We start from the raw sequence: 18,990 nt of genomic DNA on the forward strand, positions 1-18,990 counted from the left end.
CATGCAAAAACCAAAGGCCCTCGACCTGCAAGCCATCTTTTCGTGGCTGCTGGCCGACGGCATCGTCGAGAAATCGACCGTCAAGCCGCACTTCGCCCAGGCGCAAAGCCTCCTCAAGAATGCGGTCGGGTCGATGCACCCGCTGACGGCGGTCGCGCAGTGCAAGATCGTGTCGGCAAAGGCTCCCCATAAACTGCTCACGCTGGACGTGCTCAGCGAATGGTGCGCCGGCAAGGTCGGCCTGCCCTTCTTCCGCATCGATCCGCTCAAGATCGATTTCACCAAGGTCGCGGACGTGATGTCGGCCAGCTATGCGGCGCGTTTTAATATCCTGCCGGTGGAACTGGGACCGGGCACGCTGGTCGTGGCGACGGCCGATCCGTTCCGCACCGAATGGCAGGACGAGATCGCGCGCCTCTCGCGCCGCCGCATCGAGCTCGTGATCGCGAATCCGCTCGACATCGCGCAATACATCTCGCAATTCTTCAGCCTCGCGAAATCCATCCGTGACGCGAACAAGTCCAGCGGCCAGGACCTCGCGCTGCGCAACAACTTCGAGCAACTGGTCGAACTGGGCAAGACGAATAAACAGGTCGACGCGAACGACCAGCACATCGTCAACATCGTCGACTGGCTGTGGAGTTACGCGTTCGAGCAGCGCGCGTCCGACATCCACCTGGAGCCGAAGCGCGACGCCGGCGCGATCCGCTTCCGCATCGACGGCGTGCTGCACCAGGTGTACCAGGTGCCGGCCGTCGTGATGATCGCCATGACGGCCCGCATCAAGCTGCTGGGCCGCATGGACGTCATCGAGAAACGCCGCCCGCAGGACGGCCGCATCAAGACGCGCACGAACGACGGCCAGGAAGTCGAGCTGCGCCTGTCCACGATGCCGACGGCGTTCGGCGAAAAACTCGTGATGCGCATCTTCGACCCGGAAGTCGTCGTCAAGACGCTGCCGGAACTGGGCTTCCCGCCGGACGACGCGGCACGCTGGGATGCGCTGACGAAGCGCGCGCACGGCATCATCCTCGTCACGGGCCCGACCGGCTCCGGCAAGACGACGACGTTGTACACCACGCTGAAGGCGCTCGCCACGAGCGAAGTCAACGTGTGCACGGTCGAAGATCCGATCGAGATGGTCGAGGCGTCGTTCAACCAGATGCAGGTACAGCCGGGCATCGACCTGTCGTTCGCCGACGGCGTGCGCGCGCTGATGCGGCAGGACCCGGACATCATCATGGTCGGCGAGATCCGCGACCTGGAGACGGCCGAGATGGCGATCCAGGCCGCGCTGACGGGCCATCTCGTGCTGTCGACCTTGCACACGAACGACGCCCCGTCCGCCGTCATGCGCCTGCTGGAACTGGGCGTGCCCTACTACCTGCTGGAAGCAACGCTGATCGGCATCATGGCCCAGCGCCTGGTGCGCACGCTGTGCCCGCACTGCAAGGCCGCGGACGGCGAACTGTCGGACGACGTCTGGCAGGCCCTGGGCGGCACCTGGAACCTGCCGAAGCCGACGACCGTCTACCGGCCGATCGGCTGTCCGGAATGCCGCCACACGGGATTCCGCGGCCGCACGGGCCTGTACGAACTCGTCACGGTGACGGAAACCTTCTCGCAACTGCTGCAGGAAAAAACGGACCTGGCCGCGCTGCGCCAGCAAAGCGTGGCCGACGGCATGAAGCCGCTGCGCATCGCCGGTGCCTACAAGGTGGCCGAGGGCGTGACGACGGCTGAGGAAGTGCTGAAGTCCACCGTGGCGCACTGATTTACGTTAGCTCTGGCGTAAATCAAAACGGCCCGCTATAATGCGTGCCTTCTTCGGGTCGTTAGCTCAGTTGGTAGAGCAGCGGACTTTTAATCCGTTGGTCGCTGGTTCGAGCCCAGCACGGCCTACCACGAATTTGCAGTATCAAATCAAGGCGTTACGAGTGATCGTGACGCCTTTTTTTGTATCTGCGGCAGTCCGCTCTTCTACATACTGTGCCGTACTTGTGACGCGCAGCAGTCCGTCTACTACCGCCGCGTGCCGCGCCATGTGTGCCGGCGCCAAGTGCGCGTACCGCCGCACCATTGCGGCTGACTTCCAGCCGCCCATCTCCTGCACGTCGTACAACGGCGTGCCGTTTTGGATCCGCCAACTGGCCCAGGTGTGCCGTAGGTCATGCCAGCGGAAGTCCGTTATGCTGGCCCGCTTCAGCGCATTGCGCGAGGCCTTCGTGTTCACGTACCTGATCGGCTGCCCCTGCTGGCAACCAAAGGAAAAATGTAGAACCCGCTCGTCAGCTCGCCTTGAGATCAATCAAGCTGAGCAAAATCAGCATGCGTGGCGAAAGTTCGCTGCAATGTCGCTGCCCATCGGGACAACAGCTCAGTTCCTAATTACTTAAAATCAAGGTCTCCCGAAAAGCGGTTGGTTACCTTAGCCGATGGAAAATCTGATACCTGATAACCCATCGGAGGTAACACATGGGCGAAAGCCAAGCGATCGCGGCGGGAGCTGCGCTCTCGGCGTTCAGTCACGATGCGCAGCACGACCGCCTGATGCGTCTGGAATTCCCCTACAACGACGGTCCGGATCGCATTCTCCTGCCGAACCGGCTCAAGGCGCACGAGGAAGTCTCGCGGTGCTTCCGCTTCGAGGTCGAACTCCTGTCGGACGACGCGCAGATTCCGCTGAAGGCGATGATGGCCAGGATGGTCACGATCTCGCTCGTGCGCAAAGACGGCTCGCTGCGCTACTTCAACGGCTATGTCACTGAATTCCGTTTCCTTCGCACCGACGGCGGCTTCGCGTTCTACCACATGGTCCTCGAGCCATGGCTGGCATTCGCCAAGCTGCGCAAGGACAACCGGTCGTTCCACGGCAAGAGCGCCATCGAATTGACCGAGCTGACCTTTGCCCACTACCGCCAGGCCGACTGGAATCCGGTCATCGTCGCTGAGTACCCGCGCATGACCTGCGCGAACCAGTATGACGAAACCGACTACAACCACCTGCACCGCCGCTGGGAGGAACTCGGGCTGCACTACTGGTACGAGCACCGGGCGGATGGGCACACGCTCTGGCTCAGCGACAGGAGCACGCTCGCGCAACCCATCGATCCGACCGGGATCGACGATTCTGGCGAAATTCCGTTCCGCGACAAAGCGGGCTCGCTCGAAGAGGACGGCATCCGCGAATGGAGTCCCGTGCGTCGCCTCGGATCAGGCCAGACGACCCTGGCCAGCTTCGATTACAAGAGCCCGGTCGCGCAGCGCTCGACCGCCGAGTCCCTGAATAACCAGGGTGACGTCTTCCCCTACGAAATCTACGAAGACACCGGATCGTACGGTTTCCGCACCCATGACGAGGGCGAACAGCTCGCGCAGCAGCGCATGGGCGAGCGCGACGCGAACACGCAGAGCTTCGAAGCCCGCGGCAACGATCGTACCGCCCAGCCGGGCCGGTGCTTCAAGCTTGCCGACCACTTCAGCGCCGAGCTGCGCGTTCCCAAGCGCGGCGAGCCGGCCCAGCCCAGCATCCGTGATCGCGACTACCTGATCCTCTCCGTCGACCACGAAGCCAGCAACAATTACCAGGCCGGGCCGGGCGCGCCATCGAACTACGAGAACTCGTTTCACTGCGTGCGCAAGGATATCCAGTGGCGCCCGGGCCGTCACTACAACAGCCAGCCGTGCACCTATCACGGCATCCAGACCGCCATCGTGGTCGGGCCGGCCGGCGCCGAGATCCATACCGATGGCTATGGGCGGGTCAAGGTCCAGTTCCACTGGGACCGGCTCGGCAAATACGACGAGAACAGCTCGCCCTGGCTGCGCGTAATGTCGCCGGGCGCCGGTGTCGAGTTCGGGCTTATTCGCCTGCCGCGGGTCGGCGAGGAAGTGGGCGTGGTCTTCGTGAACGGGAATATCGACCATCCGCTGATCCTTGGTGTGCTGTACAACTACACGCACATGCCGCCGTGGCAGCTGCCGGAGCAACAGCCCCTGAGTGGTCTGCGCAGCCGCGAACTGCGGGCGGGCGAAGCGAGTGGGCGTGGCAACCATCTGGTGCTGGACGACACCCCAGGCAAGATCCAGGCGCAGTTGAAGAGCGATCATCAGTGCAGCCAGCTGTCGCTTGGACATATTACGCGCATCGAAGACACTAGCGGGCGCAAAGATGCACGTGGCGAAGGCTGGGAAATCGCGACCAATGCCTGGGGCGTGGCGCGTGCTAGCCAAGGCATGCTTATAACGACGGAAACACGGCCGAACGCCGCATCCCATATCAAGGATATGGGCGAAACGATTAAGCGGCTATCGACCGCCGCGGACTTACAGGAACAACTGGTCGGGTTAGCACAGCACTACGGCGCGCAGGAGAAGCAAGAACTTCAGCAAGAGGATACGGTTAAGGACCTTAAATCCCAGAGCCAAGGCATCCAGGGATGCGGCACAGGAAAGTTCAAAGAGTTGGCCGAACCACATCTGGTCGTCGCCAGTCCGGCAGGTATCGAGCTGAGCTCTGCACAGTCCACTCACATCGCCAGCAGCCGTCATACGGCCATTACCAGTGGCAAAAGTTTATCGATTGCTAGCACTGAAGGAGTGTTCGCAAGCATCGGCAAGACCTTCCGGCTGTTCGTGCACAAGGCTGGGATGAAGCTGATCGCCGCCGGCGGCAAGGTGTCCGTACAGGCGCAAGAGGACGACGTGGAGATCATCGCCAACAAGGTGCTTGCGCTCTTGAGCGAGTCGGACTGGGTGACGATCAGGGGCAAGAAAGGGGTGAGGCTGCAGGGCGCTAATCACATGCTCGAAATTAGCGATCAAACGCAGTTCTTCACTTCATCGCCTGTTCTTTTCCACGGCAATCTTGAGACCTTGCCTTCGAAAAGTGTCGCTGTTGAGCCTAACAAGAAAAGACAAGCTTTCTCGCTCGCTCCCAACGCCAATGCAGTTGTAGAAACCGATCGACACCTCGAAAGTTCGTTTGCATTTAATCAGATCAAGCAGGTAGCAAAAAACTTTACACACGCCGAATTCGTTATGTTTTTGGCGCCTATATTTGGCTACGACATCCCTGCAGAAACCTATATCAAGCTATACGAAGGACTGAAAAATGGTTCACTCAAACAACCGACCATTAAGGTAATGATGAGTTGCCATTATCCGGCTTCATTCGACAACGAAACACGTGAAATTCTGGTACATCGGGCGGCTGCTGATCGCGCTGCAGCGGGTAACGACGACTCATGGGAACTGCTGACCGCGCTACTACATGAATTTGGCCACTATATTGATTTAGTACTACGTAGCGATTTGGCTGAGAAAAATCCGGACGGCACTTCCGCAATTGCGCCAGATGCAGAAGGCGATGAGGGTGCGAAATTCGCCTATAACATTGCCTTTTTTGATTTTTGCAATAGCAGCTCCACACCATATGCAAGTTATCGCTCCCCCACTTTTAACGGCGAACTTAAAGTCGATTACCACGCGGTACAGCAAGCCATACAAAAATCCCAAAACGAAGATGCACAGCGTAACGAAGGCAAGAATGGCAATATCGAATTTTTTGGCGCAGGCATGGGTGAACATAATCAAGAACGACCAACTTCGTCGTTTGGCCATCAGTCGATCGAGCATGCCATATTTGAAGCCTCTATACATTTTCAAGGAAAAAATATAATCAAGCAGATTTACTTCGGAAACTGGTTGCGCGATTACTCACAATTACTCGATCCTTCTATCGTCCGAATGCCTGAAGCACCACGAAATTTTCCCGCAGCGTTTTCTCGCCAAGAGCTAACAGAGCTAGTAGACATTTTTGCCGAAGCCGAATTTGTCAAAAGTCCAGAGCAAAAAAATATTTTCAAAGTAACTCCTTCCATGTTAGGAGTGTACCGTCCTGTAGAACATATCGACAATCCAACCAACAACTCCACTAACGCGTCTGATCCGCATGCAATCGACAAAGATTTCCAGCCGATAGCTTCCATAGAATATACTTCGATAGATCCGCAAAAATCAATGAAGAGGTATATCGATTCTTCCGCCGCATACATGTCTAGCGAGATAAACAAGGCGCTAACCGCTGGCCCAGGGCCGGAGGGATACAGACACTTTGGCGCAGCACTTCATGTACTTGAAGATTACTTCGCGCACAGTAATTTTGTCGAACTTAGCTTAAGGAAAGTGGGACACGTTCATGTTCTCCCATGGACATCATCCGCACCTGGGAAGCATAGTCTTCCCGTCGTTACTGGGATGTTTGATTCTGATGACGTTATTGCCAGCACAGCAGGAACTATCGCAGATATATTATTCAAGATTGAATGGAAGTTCAAACCAACCGAACCTGGTGAGCGCACGAAAGCAGATCGAATCATACTTATCTTACTGCGTGCGCATAGTGATCCACGCGTACTGAAGGCTTATGAATATTTTCTAGGAGGAAGAGATTGGCTTGCAGAAAAACCGGCATTTAAATACATCGAAGCAATCCCTTTTTACACTGTTGGATTGATCTCCAATATTTATAACTTCGTCTACAGCACCTTGCTTCACCTTGTTGGAAATAGCGTTGACGATCAACAAATCGTCCGCGCAGGCGACCCTAATACAAACGGATCGACAAATCCAACACATTCTCAACTAGCAAAAGACCATGACAATCATCCATTCCACACCCTAGCAGCCGAATTGGCGAAAGAAGCGGTGAAAAAAGTTGGATCAGCCGTTGCTGCCCATTGGTGGAAAGGAGACGCAACAGCCGATCCAGCACTGATCGCTCGAGGTTTTCTGGTTCATCCATTCGATACGAATTGGCAAGACAAATTAGTAGCAGATTGGGCAAAAAGACATCCGCAGGAGGTGAAACGGGGAGAGTCTGCTACAGAGTGGGAGGCGCTCGAAAAAGCACATAAAAAGGAAATTCTCGACTCTATAAACAGCGCCAAAAAAGCAAATCAAGAATCTTGGGATTACATAAATAAAAATTTTACCGTGCTTTTCAACGAAAAGAATCAAATTAAAAAATGAATAAAATAATCCTTAGTGGATCAATACTTGTGCTATCTTTGTTCATCGCCATTTCCAAAGGCGCGGAACCTCCTGGCCAATCACCTCCCACGAAAGAAGGAGGACCTACGATGTTAGATCGGTGGAACGAAGTCCAACGTCAAGCTGCGCTAGCGACAGGTGCTATAAAAGTCCCTCCACCTGCCCGGCGTGTGAAAAGATACGCAAAACCGGAAATCATTATAAAGGAATCACGTATTTTTTTTGACGGGAAACTTCTAGAATTCGGTCGTCCGTTAACAACATGGAAAAATATACTTAAGAGAAAGCCACATTGTGACGAGACCGGGACCGAATGGTGTGTATGGGAAGATTTAGGACTCACGGCATCTACAAGCTGGGAAAATAAACTTAGCGTCAGCACTATTACTATTAATTTAAGCATTCCTGAGCGTTTACTTACGGAAACAAGAACGCCATATCCTGATGGAACGCCTGATAACACACCGAAGGCTGACTGGCTAGCACGCCACCCTTTCACCGGCTATCTAGAAATAGATGGATTCGGAATTGATAAAGAAACGAAATTCTGGGAGGTTCAATCGAACATCGACACTCGTCGGAATCTGAGCTGTGGATTAAGAAGCTGCGAGTTCCCTAGCGGGATATTTGGCCCCGGCAGCATGATCGACTTACACCTAAATGGAAAAAGCGAATCGGCAACAATTGAACAGATAAAGATTTATACCACATCTTATTAGTCTCACGCCTGAATTCAAGATCAATGCACTGGTATTGGTCAAAATCTTTTGATTTATATAATCAAGTAAAGATAGGGATTGCATCCGCAAGCCACTCGCGGTTAAATTTCGAGCTGCAGCGATAAACGAATAGAACTCACAAATGAAACATCAAGGACGTGGCGTCATTCGCCTCAACGACAAAACCGATCACGGTGGCCAGGTCATCAGCGCATCCTCGGGCACAACTGTGATGGGTGTGATCGCAGCACTTCAATCTGACATGACACAGTGCCCAAAGTGTAAAGGTAACTTTGCAATCAAACCTGATGGAGCAGGTGCGCGACATGAAGGCAAGTCCTATGCCTATGACGGAGACGTGACCGAATGCGGCGCAAAATTGATAGCGTCATTGTGATTTGACCGCTGAGCAGATGTCCGTGCTTGCAACGTCTGCGGCTGTCGCCCAAGAGTATGGGCCGCACAGGCGGTATTCACATGAGTTCGCCGCCCGAGCTCGATAGGCGTCGAGCCTGGCCGATTTGAGATAGCCCCTTGATTCGCCAGACACAGTCGATGCTGTATCCTTACGGATAGGAGTAAGACTGTGAGTATGACTAATAACAAGCAAACCATCGAAGTCGTGACGGTGTCCGAAGAGCGACGCCGCCGCTGGTCAGTGCAGGAAAAGGCTGCGCTGGTCAAGGAAACGTACGAGCCGGGCATGAGCGTATCGCTGGTGGCCCGCAAGCACGGTATCAGTGCCAGCCAGCTGTTCAACTGGCACAAGCTCGAGCGTGAAGGCGCCCTGGTCGCGGTGCATTCTGGAGAATCAGTCGTGCCGGCGAGCGAACTGGCCGCGGCCCGGGCCCAGATCGCGCAACTGCAGCGCATGCTGGGCAAGAAAACGATGGAAGCGGAGATCCTGCGCGAAGCAGTCGAGCTGGCCCGCGAAAAAAAGTGGATTGCGCGCTCGCCCTTATTGGACAAGGACGGGCAGTAAAGCCTGTCTGCGTCGCTCTTGGTGTAGCGCGCTCGCACGTGATTGACCTCCTTGCCCGACCTGCGGATTGGATCGACAGGCGTACCGTGGCCAGACTTGATCCGGTCGCCGACGCGATGCTTGTCGACGCTGTACGTGCCGAAATCACGGCACTGCCGACCTACGGCTACCGTCGCGCTGGCGCCTTGGTCAACCGTACGCGCAGCCTGATGGGCCTGCATCCCGTGAACCACAAGCGCATGTACCGCGTGATGAAAGCGCAGGGTTTGCTGCTGCCGAAATCGCCCAAGCGTAATGAGAGCGGCCGCGCTCACGATGGCAAAGTGATGGTCGAGGAATCGAACCAGCGCTGGTGCTCGGACGGCTTCGAGATCGCCTGCGACAACGGCAAAGTGGTGACTGGCGTTTTCATGAAGGACTGCTGCGACCGCGAGATCATCGCCTGGCGTGCCTGGATCGGCCGAGGTTTGCCGGGTGAGCCGGTGCGCGACATGATGATCGAGGCCGTCGAAGCGCGTTTCGGCAGTACGGACGAGCGGACGATTACCGTCGAATTTTTGAGTGACAATGGCGGTGCTTTCCGGGCCATCGAGACGCACGCCCTGGCCCGTGAACTGGGCATCAAGCCGGTGCATACGCCTGTGAACAGCCCGCAGTCGAACGGCATGGCAGAGAGCTTCGTGAACACGTTTAAACGCGATTACGTCGGCTGCATGGACCGTAGCAACGGCGCTGCCGTGCTGGCCCAATTGCCCGACGCATTCAGGCATTTCAACGAGGTGCATCCACATTCGGCGCTGGGCTACAAATCGCCGCGCATGTTTAGGAAAGAGCGACGGCGTCAGGCTCTGGAAACTGACGCTAACTAAGCATCAGGCTGTGTCCGGGAATGGCGGGGCAAGATCAGATTAGAGGAATGTCCTCAATTATTCACGTTGTACAGTGCCTGCTGTCCAGCCGTAAGGATGCATGCCTCACTATGTGACGTACTTGTGACGTCCCTCCTGATAAGTTACCATCCCTCCCCTTTGGCTGACTGGTTATCGCATCTGACAAGCGTTGCAAGTCTTTGATTAATAAAGGTTATCCGTGCCGACCCAGTGACTTTTAATCCGTTGGCCGCTGGTTCGAGCCCAGCACGGCCTACCACGAATTTGCAGTATCAAATCAAGGCGTTACGAGTGATCGTGACACCTTTTTTTGTATCTGCAGCAGTCCCCTCTACTACCTACTGTGCTGTGCTCCTGACGCGCAGCAGTCCTTCTCCCCACCGTATAACGCGCCATCTGCGCCGGCAAATATAGCCCCCGTCAGCTCACTTTGAGCTTATTCAAGCTCAGCATGATAAGCGCAGGCAACGGACTTCCGCTTCTCTGACGCTATTCATGACAAACGCAGAGTCCGACTCTTGCTTTTGGTCAAGGTGGCCCAAGACGTGTTGGTTACCTTATCCGATGGAATTTCTAATCCCTGATAACCATGCGGAGGCAGCACATGGGCGGAGGCCAAGCGATCTCGGCAAGAGCTGCGCTGTCGGCGTTCAGTTACGATGCGCAGCACGACCGCCTGATGCGTCTGGACTTTCCCCGAGACGATGGGCCGGAGGCGATCCTTCTGCCGAACCGATTGAGCGCGCACGAAGAAATCTCTCGTTGCTTCCGCTTCGAGGTCGAACTCCTGTCTGATGACGCACGGATTCCCTTGAAGGCGATGATGGGCAGGATGGTGACGATTTCCCTCGCGCGCGAAGATGGGTCACTGCGCTACTTCAACGGCTATGTCACTGAATTCCGTTTCATACACGCTGACGGCGGCTTCGCGTTCTACCACATGGTTCTCGAACCTTGGTTGGCCTTCGCAAAGCTCCGTAAGGACAACGTGTCCTTCCACGGCAAGAGCGTCATCGAATTGACCGAACTGACGTTCGCGCATTACCGCCAGGCCGACTGGAATCCGGTCATCGTCGGACAGTATCCGCGCATGACCTGCGCAAACCAGTATGACGAAACCGACTACAACCACCTGCACCGCCGCTGGGAGGAACTCGGGCTGCACTACTGGTACGAGCACCGGGCGGATGGGCATACGCTCTGGCTCAGCGACAGGAGCACGCTTGCGCAGCCCATCGATCCGACCGGGATCGACGATTCTGGCGAAATTCCGTTCCGCGACAAAGCGGGCTCGCTCGAAGAGGACGGCATCCGCGAATGGAGTCCCGTGCGTCGCCTCGGATCAGGCCAGACGACCCTGGCCAGCTTCGATTACAAGAACCCGGTCGCGCAGCGCTCGACCGCGGAGTCCCTGAACAACCAGGGTGACGTCTTCCCCTACGAAATCTACGAAGACACCGGATCATACGGTTTCCGCACCCGTGACGAGGGCGAACAGCTCGCGCAGCGGCGCATGAGCGAGCGCGACGCGAACACGCAGACCTTCAAAGCCCGCGGCAACGATCGTACCGCCCAGCCGGGCCGGTGCTTCAAGCTCGCCGACCACTTCAGCGCCGAGCTGCGCGTCCCCAAGCGTGGCGAACCGGCCCAGCCCAGCATCCGCGACCGCGACTACCTGATCCTCTCCGTCGACCACGAAGCCAGCAACAACTACCAAGCCGGACCGGGCGCACCATCGAACTACGAGAACACGTTTCACTGCGTGCGCAAGACTATCCAGTGGCGCCCGGGTCGTCACTACAACAGCCAGCCCTGCACCTATCACGGCATCCAGACCGCCATCGTGGTCGGGCCGGCTGGCGCCGAAATCCATTCCGACGGCTGTGGGCGGGTCAAGGTCCAGTTCCACTGGGACCGGCTCGGCAAATACGACGAGAACAGCTCGCCCTGGCTGCGCGTAATGTCGCCGGGCGCCGGTGTCGAGTTCGGGCATATTCGCCTGCCGCGGGTCGGCGAAGAAGTGGGCGTGGTCTTCGTCAACGGGAACATCGACCATCCGCTGATTCTCGGTGTGCTGTACAACTACACGCACATGCCGCCGTGGCAGCTGCCGGAGCAGCAGGCCCTGAGCGGTCTACGCAGCCGCGAACTGCAGTCGGGTGAAGGCAGCAGGCGCGGTAATCACTTGGTGCTGGACGATACCCCAGACAAGATCCAAGCGCAACTGAAGAGCGATCATCAGTGCAGCCAGCTATCGCTTGGGCACATCACCCGCATCGAAGATCATCATGGGCGCCGGGACGAACGAGGCGAAGGCTGGGAAATCGCTACCGATGCCTGGGGCGTCGCCCGGGCCGGAAAAGGCATGCTGATCACCACTGAGGCGCGCTCCAACGCGAGCTCCCACATTAAAGACATGGGCGAGTCCATTCAACGTCTCTCGTCCGCCCAACAAAGACAAAAAAACCATGCGGAAGTAGCAGAGAAAAACCGGGCACAGGAAAACGGCCAGCAATCACGTGTCGCTGCGTCGCTCAAGGCGCAAAACGACGCGGTTCGGGGTGATGGCGCCAACTACGCAAAACGCAGCTTCCCGGAACTCTCCCAGCCCCATTTAATAATGGCGAGCGCCGCTGGAATTGCTACTACCACGGCTCAGTCTACACACATCTCGAGCGAGGTGGACACCGCGATCACAACGGGAAAAAGCGTCGCGATTGCAGCCGGAGAAGGTTTCTTCGCGAGTGTCGTCACTACGCTCCGCCTGTTCGCTCAAAGAGCTGGCATAAAACTGGTCGCAACGGCAGGCGATATCGACGTGCAGACCCTTTCCAACAGTATCAATTTATTCGCGAAATTGAACATTACACAAGCAGGCAACCGAATTGTTATCAATGCCAAGGAAGACATCATTATCAATGGCGGTGGCAGCTACGTCAAATTCAGTAAGGCCGGGATTGAACACGGCACAGCAGGCACATTTGTGGCCCATGCCGCCTCCCATAGCTTCGTCGATCCAAAGAGCCTCGCGCTTGCCTCGAATGAGATGGAGAAAGGCCACTTCGATCAGACCCCGATCTTGCACGATCTCGATGGGCCGTTAGCAAATCGCAAGTTTGAGCTAACGCGCGAAGATGGAACGATCATCAGGGGCATCACCGATGCCGAGGGTCGTATGCCTACACAAAAAGGCATCGATATGGCAACTGCCAAATTAAGAATATTGGGCGAATAAAATGGGTGAAGAAACTCGTAACGTTAAAACGATGACACAAAGCGTGGGAGGCGCGATGGAAGGAGAATTCCATCTCACGCCAGTGGATAGCGACCAGCGGGAAACAATTTTCATAGCGCCGCCCAACAGGGTCATCCCTATTATATTCTTGCCTGGTGTCATGGGCAGCAATCTGCGCATGAGTAGGAGAAGAAAAGCAGACCTCAAAAGTAAAGACGATATCGCCTGGCGACCAGATAATCTTGGTGCCTCCACGTTGGTTAGCAATGTACGAAAAACCGCCTATTTAAGCCCGCGGGAACGTCAAATGAAGCTCGACCCTGCCGACACTGAAGTGGACTATTACCGGTATACCGAAGACCAGGGCAGGTTTGACCCAAGCGGGACGCTCAGTCAGCAGTCCGATATTCGACACAACAATGTACCTGAAACTTTGCAAGACGTTGGTTTGCTGAAAAGTGACCAAGCCTTCGTAGGATTGGATCTATCAAAAAAGAACCCAAATGCGGCGACAGCAGCACAAAAAGCCCGATGGCGCGGCTGGAGCGAAATTTCGTTCGGCGACTATAGCGGGGCACTATCTACCCTGGAGGACAAGCTGAATCGTATTATCAGCTCATGGTACGCTCAGTATAAAGATAAAACAGGTCGCAATCAGCTGGATATGTTCTGGATCTCAAATGAGAATCCTAACGGCCAACTTATCTCTGTGACAGGCGCCTCACCGAAACGATGGGGAGCACCTAATGCGGCCGTGCTTGACGAGAAAGAAGTTTTACGTGTGGCCAACTGTCTCTATCCAGTCCATGCAATGGGTTATAACTGGCTCCAAAGCAATGCTGTGTCCGCCAAGAAAACGGCTACCCGTATCAGAGATCTCATCAAGACATATCAAACGCATGGCCACAAGTGCGACAAAGTAATTCTGGTTACTCATTCAATGGGGGGAATTCTGGCACGCGCTCTAATCCATCCTGAAATGGGTGGCTTGAATGACTCCGTTCTAGGCATCTATCACAGCGTACAACCGGTGTACGGTTCTGCGGCAGCATACAAACGAGTCCGTAGCGGAGTAGACGGCCATTCTCCTGCTGCGGCCATCATCGGAAATACGGGCCAAGACGTCACTGCGGTATTTGCCAACGCGCCAGGTCCTCTTGAACTCTTACCAACGCCAGAGTATGGCCAAAACTGGTTGAAAGTCCAAGACCGCAACGGAAAAATCCTAGCACAATGGCCAGCAAACGCAGGCGCGTCGGCGGCACCCTCTACCGCAACCAAAGCGGTGACGATGAGTGGAGCACCAATAGCCGATATTTACACTCAGGCACCCGAAAACTGGTGGCGCTTGATTAATCCTCAGTGGACAAACCCGGCAGGGAAGACCTTCGACGATTCATCTGCAAAGGAATCAGTTAACGAAAGGATTGCCGATGCTCAAGCATTTCACGCCAAGATCAAAAAAACGTTTCACCCCCATACATACGCCAGTTACTCAGCCGATGTGAAAAATCCAACACATGGCAACGTAATTTATAAAATCGAGCCCTTATCCTATGAAGACATTAACGTCAACACGGCACTTGCAGCTGCAAAAGAGTCGCCATTGCTGTGGAAACTAGTAAGCGAGGACGGCAAAGGTGATTTGATTGTTGCATTAAGCGACCAACGTAAGTTTAAATTAAAACTCCTGCCTCCGCAGGACGCGGGAGATGGCACTGTCCCTTCCGAGTATTCAGCAGCGAAAGTGAAAGCGACTGTGCACTTCACCCAGAGCGGATATGACCACCAAGGGAGCTACAAGGCGGATTCAGTAAGTGTCTCCATGTTATATGCGATGATAAAAATTGCAAACACCGCCGAATGGTGGAAGGCCTAATACGTATGTTGCATACTGCATAGTAAAGTTCTGATTCGGCAATCCGAATAGAATCTTGGAATCGCTGCTCGAGTGATTTTATCATCGTCAAAAATGACTAGCCACACTTCAAGCCCGGAATTAAAAAAGCGGTTTATCTTAATGACCTGGACTGGCATTATTGCCGCTGCAGGCTTCTATCTCTTTCTTCATCATCAGCCCTATTCTTACAAGGACACTGGCGTGCCAACTCAAACCGAAATATCTCCACGATTGGAAAAATTGTTTGCAAAAACAAAAGCGGTCTGTTTCGGTCGGTATGTGCTCGACGTCCCTGAAGAAGCACAGCTTATTCTGGGCTATCAAGAAATTCCAGCAAAAATCATTACCCATGAAGATGCTGCTGGAAAAGAAAAGGAGCTGATAAACGCATTCCGCAAAGCGACTCTAATTAGGCGCCCCGAAGTGGAATTCACCTCTGTTGTGGAAGGACCGGTTCAGAACAGCATGTTGCTGCGGTATTTCGGAAGTCCTTATCTGAAGTCGGTTGGTAGCGAGGGGATTAGGAGTTTCGTCCGGGCAGGCAACCATGTTTTCGAGTTTGGCTGGGGATCTGGAGATGAAGAGAGCGCCGATCAAATCATAAAAAAATCGGCTGACATTGCACGCAACCTGCGCGCACGTGATAATTCGGAAGTACCGAAAGGTCCTGGCGTGTGCATCGACTCGGGGTTCATTGCAGAAACCACCGGAAACTTCCAGGAGATATTCTCGGCTGGAGTTCATTTCCCAAGCCATCCAGATATAAGTTTCTCCGTGATGTCAAATAAAAACGCCAGCACCGATGGTCCAAATGGCGTGGGCATCATCGCGCGCCACGAGGCTGCCATGCGGGATCAAGGCGTTGTTTTTCCGATAGATTCGGAGCTGGTACGTTTGCGCATCGGCAAGCATATCGTTAATGGCTGGAATGGCGAAGAAGTCTTGTTGCGGCACAATGGAAAAGATGGCGCAATGATCCACGAGTTCATGTGGGAAGCTATCGGAAAGACCGGTGATTTGCGGCATCCCGCAAGTGTCGATATCAATCTCGATACCGGTGTGGCTGCAAACACAAAGTACGCAACAAAAAGCTCACTAACCGATGACGAAGCTGTGGCCCTCTGGGACAAACTTCTTAGCAGTCTGCGCTTCCGGAATTGAGCTTGGGGTTTGGTCGAAATGGTGAAATCAATACGGGATGTGTACGAAACATGTCAATGAATATCATCGTCGTAGGCGATTCCACCGATCACGGCGGCAAGGTGATTAGCGGCTCTCCACTGCACGATGTAGACGGGAAGCCCATCGCGCGGCTTGGCGACCCGGTGGATTGCCCGCAGCAATATCCGGGCGGCAAACCACACGGGGTCAACAAGATCGTCACTGCCCACCCTACTCTATCGGTGGAAGGCATTGCGGTAGCCGTGGAAGGCTGTGTCACGGAATGCGGATGCAAGTTGATTGGCACGCACCGGGCCAGCGTGGGCTGAACGGACTCGATAACTGTTCCTCCAGTTCACCATGTGGCGCACTTGTAACGTAACTCTTGATAAATTACCGCCCCTCCTTTGGTATGGCTGGCTCCTTTTGGTGTGGCTGGTTATCGTATCTGGCAAACGTTGCAAGTCATTGATTCACCGCGTTGTCCGTACCAACTCAAAGATTTTAATCCGTTGGTCGCTGGTTCGAGCCCAGCACGGCCTACCAAGATTCAGCGAAAACGCCAGCTTTCACGAGCTGGCGTTTTTGTTTTGCCTTTCAGAACATCGTGTTGCCATTCAGCAACCAATTGGCATCCCCGGCTACCTATACTTGGTAGCGTCAATACGAAAACCGAACATCGCATCCGCCATTCGCCGGGAGCCATCATGCGTACCTTGTCGACCCTGCTTGCCGCCACGTTTGCCGCCGCCTTCGTCCTGGGCAGCTTCGCGATCACCGCCGCGACGCCGCCCGTACGCCCGGACCGGCGCGGACGCTAGCCGGACGGCGGCCGAGCCGCTATAATGCGGCCTCTTCGGGTCGTTAGCTCAGTTGGTAGAGCAGCGGACTTTTAATCCGTTGGTCGCTGGTTCGAGCCCAGCACGGCCTACCACGAATACTCAGAAAGCCCACGGCCTGGTCCGTGGGCTTTTTGTTTTCCAGGGTTTTTCAGATCCACTCCATGCCCAGCGCATTGGCAACATGACATTGTTGCCATAACATAGACAGCCGCCGTCGCAGAGGGGGATTTCGTGCCAACGTCCACCGCATTCGACCGCGCGAGGCGCGCGCTGCCCCGGATTGCCTTCGTCGCCGCCCTCCACGCGCTGGTCCTGTTCGTTTTCGTGACCGCCGATCGCATCGTGCTTCCGCGGACGCCGTACACCGTCATGTTGCTGTCCAACGTCGCGCCGCAGGTCGTCGAGCCGCCCCCATCTCCCCCGCTGCCGCCGCGGCGCAAGAACAAGCCCCGGCCACCGGCACGGGAAACCGCCGCGCCGCCGCCGCGCGACATCGAGGTCGTGCCGCGCACGGAAGTGGCGGCCACCATCGTCGCTATTCCCACGCCGGTGGAACTGGCCGGCGGCAAGCCTGACGGCCCCGGCGGTGGCGGCGGACACATCCCCGTCAAGGTGCGGGCCGTCGTCAATCCCGATAACTGCGAACGCCCGCGGCTGCCGCGGTTCGCCGAAGAGCGCCGGGTCGCCGGCGATGTCATCCTGGCGGTGCTGATCAACGTCGATGGCTGGGTGACGGATGCGCGCATCGCCCGCTCGAGCGGTGAACCCATCCTCGACCGGACCGCGCTGGCCACTGCGCGCAAATGCCATTTCGTGGCGGCCACGATCGACAAGGTCCCGGTCCCGTCGTGGGAACCCTTCCGGTTTTCGTGGGTAAACCGGTGACGTCCTATCCCTTGCGTTGCGGTAAAAGAATGTATACAGTGTATACATGACTACTAAAGAACGCATCTTGGCCATCGCCATCAGCGAACTCGAAGCAAAGGGACTGGACGGCTTGAGCCTGCGCGCCGTCGGCCAGAAAGCCGGCATCACGCCGATGGCCGTGTACCGCCACTTCGCGGACAAGGCCGCCCTGTTGCAGGCCGTGGGCGCGCATGCGCTCGAGATGTGGCAACGCCGTGTCCAGATGTTCGCCGGCCTGCCGCTGCTGGCCGGATTCGACGCCCTCGCGACGGCCTTCGTCGATTTCGCGCTGGACGAACCGGCGCTGTTCGACGCCGCCTTCGTGCTCAAGACACGCGCCGAACGCATCTACCCGGAAGACTTCGAAGCGGGACGCTCGCCGGTCATCGGCGGCTTCGCGCAGCGCCTCGCGGAGGGCCAGGCGGCGGGACTCGTGCGCGCCGGGCCGCCGCTGGAACTGGCGATGGGCGTGTGGGGCGTGCTGCAGGGACTCGTGGACCTGCACCGCTCCGGACGGTTCAACCTGTCGCGGACCGAATTCACGGCGCTGTGCCTGCGCTCGGCGGCGCGCATCTACCTGAAGGGAGGACAGGAATGACACGATGGCACATCCTTACCGCGCTGCTGTGCGGCGCCGTGCTGGCAATCAGCCGCGACACGGGACAGTTCGGCTGGCTGGCGCTCGCGGCGTTCGTGCCGCTGCTGGTGATGGCCCTGCGCGCGCCGCGCCCACGGGACGTCGCCCTCCTGCTGTTCGTGCCCGCATGGATGGCCGAGGCGGGTCCCATGTGGTTCTATGGCCGGCTCCTGCCGATGGTGTATGGCCTCGCGGTCGCCCAGGCGCTCGTGTTCATGCTCGCGGCCCTGTTCATGCGCGCCCTGTATCGGCGCTTTCCGGCCGGCGCGGCCCCGCTCGGATTCGCCGCGATGCTCGCCGCCATCGATTACCTGCACAGCCTCGTGTCGCCGAACGGCAGCTTCTTCGCCCTCGGCTACACGCTGGTCGACGTCGCGCCGCTGCTGCAGACGGCATCGCTGGCCGGCGTGGCCGGCCTCTCCTTCCTTGCGGCCGTCATTCCCGCCGGGCTCGCCGTCCTGTACGTGAAGCCGCGCGACCTGTCCGGGACCCTCGCATGGTCGGTGCCCGCGCTTGCGGCGCTGGCCTACGGCGTGTGGCAGCTGGCGCAGCCGGCCGGGCCGGCCGTGCGCATCGCGCTGCTGAGCGACGACCGTTACGCCGGCCGCGTGTTGAATCACCCCGAGGCGGCACCGGAAGTCGCGGCCGCGTTCGCGCGCCAGATC

13 protein-coding genes and 2 tRNA genes are annotated in these 18,990 nt (G+C 56.7%); 14 read left to right on the plus strand and 1 reads right to left on the minus strand.

The window, feature by feature from the left end:
* Position 1 precedes the first annotated feature (1 nt).
* Both ACEN88_RS01455 and ACEN88_RS01460 read left to right on the plus strand, forming a co-directional pair.
* Positions 2-1,774, plus strand: a complete 1,773-nt coding sequence (locus tag ACEN88_RS01455; RefSeq protein WP_413337049.1) for a GspE/PulE family protein — start codon at positions 2-4, stop codon at positions 1,772-1,774.
* A 55-nt stretch (positions 1,775-1,829) separates the two neighbouring features.
* Positions 1,830-1,905 (plus strand) — tRNA-Lys (locus ACEN88_RS01460).
* A gap of 13 nt (positions 1,906-1,918) precedes the next feature.
* On the opposite strand, the gene ACEN88_RS01465 is transcribed toward ACEN88_RS01460, so the two are convergent.
* Positions 1,919-2,233 (minus strand): tyrosine-type recombinase/integrase, encoded by a 315-nt coding sequence (locus ACEN88_RS01465; protein ID WP_413337050.1) that lies wholly within the window; start codon positions 2,231-2,233, stop codon positions 1,919-1,921.
* A 242-nt stretch (positions 2,234-2,475) separates the two neighbouring features.
* Here ACEN88_RS01465 and tssI point away from each other — a divergent pair, with 242 nt between their 5' ends.
* From tssI to ACEN88_RS01525, 12 genes are all read left to right on the plus strand, one after another.
* Positions 2,476-7,032, plus strand: a complete 4,557-nt coding sequence (gene tssI, locus ACEN88_RS01470) for a type VI secretion system tip protein TssI/VgrG (protein WP_413337051.1) — start codon at positions 2,476-2,478, stop codon at positions 7,030-7,032.
* Positions 7,033-7,142: 110 nt separating this feature from the next.
* Complete coding sequence (locus ACEN88_RS01475) at positions 7,143-7,772, plus strand: hypothetical protein (protein ID WP_156650916.1); 630 nt, start codon at positions 7,143-7,145, stop codon at positions 7,770-7,772.
* Between the two features lie 142 nt (positions 7,773-7,914).
* Positions 7,915-8,169, plus strand: coding sequence for a PAAR domain-containing protein (locus tag ACEN88_RS01480; RefSeq protein ID WP_413337052.1), 255 nt, complete (start codon positions 7,915-7,917; stop codon positions 8,167-8,169).
* 195 nt (positions 8,170-8,364) lie between these two features.
* Positions 8,365-9,623 (plus strand): IS3 family transposase gene (locus tag ACEN88_RS01485; RefSeq protein WP_413337053.1). Its coding sequence is split into 2 segments (ribosomal slippage): positions 8,365-8,704 and positions 8,704-9,623, totalling 1,260 coding nucleotides; the frame shifts between segments, so codons are not numbered across the junction.
* A 625-nt stretch (positions 9,624-10,248) separates the two neighbouring features.
* Positions 10,249-12,879, plus strand: coding sequence for a type VI secretion system Vgr family protein (locus ACEN88_RS01490; protein WP_413337054.1), 2,631 nt, complete (start codon positions 10,249-10,251; stop codon positions 12,877-12,879).
* 1 nt (position 12,880) lies between these two features.
* Positions 12,881-14,758 carry an esterase/lipase family protein gene (locus ACEN88_RS01495; protein WP_413337055.1) on the plus strand — a complete coding sequence of 626 codons (1,878 nt, stop codon included), beginning with the start codon at positions 12,881-12,883 and terminating at the stop codon, positions 14,756-14,758.
* Positions 14,759-14,851: 93 nt separating this feature from the next.
* A complete protein-coding gene (locus ACEN88_RS01500; RefSeq protein WP_413337056.1) occupies positions 14,852-15,940 on the plus strand; it encodes a T6SS immunity protein Tli4 family protein in 1,089 nt (362 codons plus the stop codon).
* Between the two features lie 50 nt (positions 15,941-15,990).
* Entirely contained in the window at positions 15,991-16,269 is a 279-nt protein-coding gene (locus ACEN88_RS01505) for a PAAR domain-containing protein (protein ID WP_413337057.1), read from the plus strand.
* Between the two features lie 529 nt (positions 16,270-16,798).
* Positions 16,799-16,874, plus strand: a tRNA-Lys gene (locus tag ACEN88_RS01510).
* Positions 16,875-17,013: 139 nt separating this feature from the next.
* Positions 17,014-17,667 (plus strand): energy transducer TonB, encoded by a 654-nt coding sequence (locus ACEN88_RS01515; protein ID WP_413337058.1) that lies wholly within the window; start codon positions 17,014-17,016, stop codon positions 17,665-17,667.
* Between the two features lie 67 nt (positions 17,668-17,734).
* A complete protein-coding gene (locus ACEN88_RS01520; RefSeq protein WP_413337059.1) occupies positions 17,735-18,286 on the plus strand; it encodes a TetR/AcrR family transcriptional regulator in 552 nt (183 codons plus the stop codon).
* A partial coding sequence (locus ACEN88_RS01525) for a hypothetical protein (protein WP_413337060.1) occupies positions 18,283-18,990 on the plus strand: 708 nt, incomplete at its 3' end. The genes ACEN88_RS01520 and ACEN88_RS01525, both read left to right, overlap by 4 nt.

This window comes from Massilia sp. CT11-108, assembly GCF_047302915.1.
Taxonomy (GTDB): Bacteria; Pseudomonadota; Gammaproteobacteria; order Burkholderiales; family Burkholderiaceae_D; genus Telluria; species Telluria orientalis.